The 2,231-nt window shown below is 62.6% G+C and carries 2 protein-coding genes and 1 pseudogene; 2 read left to right on the top strand and 1 reads right to left on the bottom strand.

Annotated elements, in window-relative coordinates:
* Nucleotides 1–11 precede the first annotated feature (11 nt).
* Nucleotides 12–317: an STAS domain-containing protein gene (locus tag GGR89_RS21965; RefSeq protein WP_125978414.1), complete on the bottom strand. Its 306-nt coding sequence runs from the start codon at nucleotides 315–317 to the stop codon at nucleotides 12–14.
* A gap of 234 nt (nucleotides 318–551) precedes the next feature.
* On the opposite strand from GGR89_RS21965, the pseudogene GGR89_RS21960 reads away from it, so the two are divergent.
* Both GGR89_RS21960 and GGR89_RS22525 read left to right on the top strand, forming a co-directional pair.
* A pseudogene (locus GGR89_RS21960) lies at nucleotides 552–1,564 on the top strand (IS110 family RNA-guided transposase).
* Between the two features lie 78 nt (nucleotides 1,565–1,642).
* Nucleotides 1,643–1,924, top strand: a complete 282-nt coding sequence (locus tag GGR89_RS22525; protein WP_167713194.1) for a hypothetical protein — start codon at nucleotides 1,643–1,645, stop codon at nucleotides 1,922–1,924.
* The last annotated feature ends 307 nt before the right edge of the window (nucleotides 1,925–2,231 follow it).

The raw sequence follows: 2,231 nt of genomic DNA, 5'->3' as shown, positions 1-2,231 counted from the left end.
GATCGAGGCGGTCATTGGGCACGTTCTCCGTGAAACCAGAAGTCGAGATCTTGGGGGGTGGCTGCGGCGAGAAAACCGGCACGCTCCAGCAGCGCGGCAACCGCCGCAGGGGCGGGGCTGCGCAGGCGAAGGGACTTTCCTGCCTCCGCGGCGCTTATGCGCAACGCCAAGATGAGCTGGGGAAAGCTTAGATCCGCCTCTTGCACTGCGGCCAGGTCGAGTTCGACAGTGCCTTCCGAATCAAGCGCCTGCATTAACCCCGCGCGCAAAGCGCTCGCATCTTTTAAGGCGGTGGAAGACGGCACCTCAAATCTCATCGCAAGCCCTTACCCGTTGTACATCCCTATAAGTATAATTACTGATAAGCTGACATTTTCAGACCACTCTTTTGCTTCTTGTAGACTCATTTATGGTGAACATGTCCGGAGGCAGGCAAATTGCTTCGCCATGGAATCCTTTACACCGGTTGAACTGATGAGGTGGATGCCCCCTTCATCCGGCATCGTATGATGCCTGACCCGCGCGACGCTGCGCTGGAGATGGAGGAGCACATGACCGACGTTCACATTCTCGCGATCGAACTTGCCAAGCGCAGCTTCCAGGTCTGCGCGACCGCCGCGGGAGGGGCGGTTCTATTTAACCGGATGGTTTCGCGCGTGAAGCTCGAGGCGGTTCTGCGCGAGCAGACACCCTGCATCGTGGCGATGGAGGCGTGCGCGACGAGCCATTTCTGGGGACGGTTTGCGCAAGGCCTTGGCCACGAGGTGCGGCTGATCCCGCCGATCTACGTGAAGCCGTTCGTCAAACGACAGAAGAACGATGCGGCGGACGCGGCTGCGATCGCCGAAGCCGCGCTGCGGCCGAACCTACATTACGTGGCGGTCAAGAGCGCGGAGCATCAGGCCCGCGCCGTCGCATTCCGGACCCACCAGTCTTTCGTCGGGCAGCGCACCCAACTGATCAACGCTCTGCGGGGACATCTTGGCGAGTTCGGCCTCGTCGTTGGCCAAGGCCGACAGGTCTCAAGACCGTCGCTGGCATGATCGACGACGATGCGACCGATCTGCCTGACGCTGTGCGCGATATCGTTCGTCTTTACCTCGACCAGATCGCGGTGCTCACGCAAAAGATCGACGACCTGCACTTCAAGCTGCGCGCCGCGACCAAGGTCGACGACGCGATGCGTCGGCTCTGCACAGTGCCGGGAGTCGGCCCGGTGACCGCGGGCGCGATAATGGCATTCGCACCCGATCTGCGTGCCTTCGCCAGCGGCCGATACTTCGCCGCGTGGCTCGGCTTGGTCCCACGACAGCGATCGACCGGCGGCAAGACCCGGCTCGGCGGCGTAAGCAAGATGGGCCAGGCCGATATCCGCAAGCTGTTGATCGTTGGCGCGATGAACAGGATCCGTTGGATCATCCGGCGCGGCGTGTTGCCCGACAACTGGCTCGGCCGCGTGCTGGGGCGCAAGCCGCGCATGGTGGCGGCCGTCGCGCTGGCCAACAAAATGGCGCGCATGATCTGGGCGATGATGACGCGCGAACAGAATTACCGGATGGCGTGACGCGCTTGCCCCCACAAAAGCGCGAAGCGGCGAGCGCTTAGGGGCCGACAGCCCCGACAAGGAGATCGACAGACGATCATGCGGCAAGGACTTCAATGTTCCAGGACGGGCAAACCAGGCCCGGCGCTCGAGCAACAAAGCTCTCTGAACCGATGTGGACCTCGTTCTTCGAACTGCGGCTGGCGCAAGGTCGCCGACGCCGTCCATGCCGAGGGCGGGCGGATCGTCATGCAGCTCTGGCATGTCGGCCGGGTCTCGCATCCGGTGTTCCAGCCCGGCGGCGCGGCGCCCGTCGAGCCTACCGCAATGGACGTGCCGGGCAAAACCTTCATCATCGACGCCGACGGCAACGGCGCCTAGGCCGAACATTCCGCGCCCGAAGGCGCTCGATCTGGACGGCATAAGCGCGATCGTCGCCGACTATGTAGTCCTTCTGCCGCTTGGTCGCGTAGCGGACTTCGAGTTCCTTGAGCGCCATCTGGGGGTACTCCGCTGGGGTTGCGGCGATTACCCCAGAAAATACCCCCAAAAGCAAATCGACGTCCTGGCGTTCGGTCGGGTCCAAAGAAGCCATGAACCGCGCCGGGTTTGCCGGAGGCCATTAGATGTGAGTCACGCCGCCATAACGATCTGCTCAGCGGCAGCATAGTAGTTCGCTTCGGCTTCG

Source organism: Sphingomonas trueperi (assembly GCF_011927635.1).
Classification (GTDB): domain Bacteria; phylum Pseudomonadota; class Alphaproteobacteria; order Sphingomonadales; family Sphingomonadaceae; genus Sphingomonas; species Sphingomonas trueperi.
Note: the sequence above shows the minus strand (reverse complement) of the source record. Positions and strands in the feature narration are given on the sequence as shown.

Coding starts and splice junctions, on each gene's coding strand:
- GGR89_RS21965 (WP_125978414.1), bottom strand. CDS start 317: ATGAGATTTGAGGTGCCGTCTTCCACCGCCTTAAAAGATGCGAGCGCT.
- GGR89_RS22525 (WP_167713194.1), top strand. CDS start 1,643: ATGCGGCAAGGACTTCAATGTTCCAGGACGGGCAAACCAGGCCCGGCG.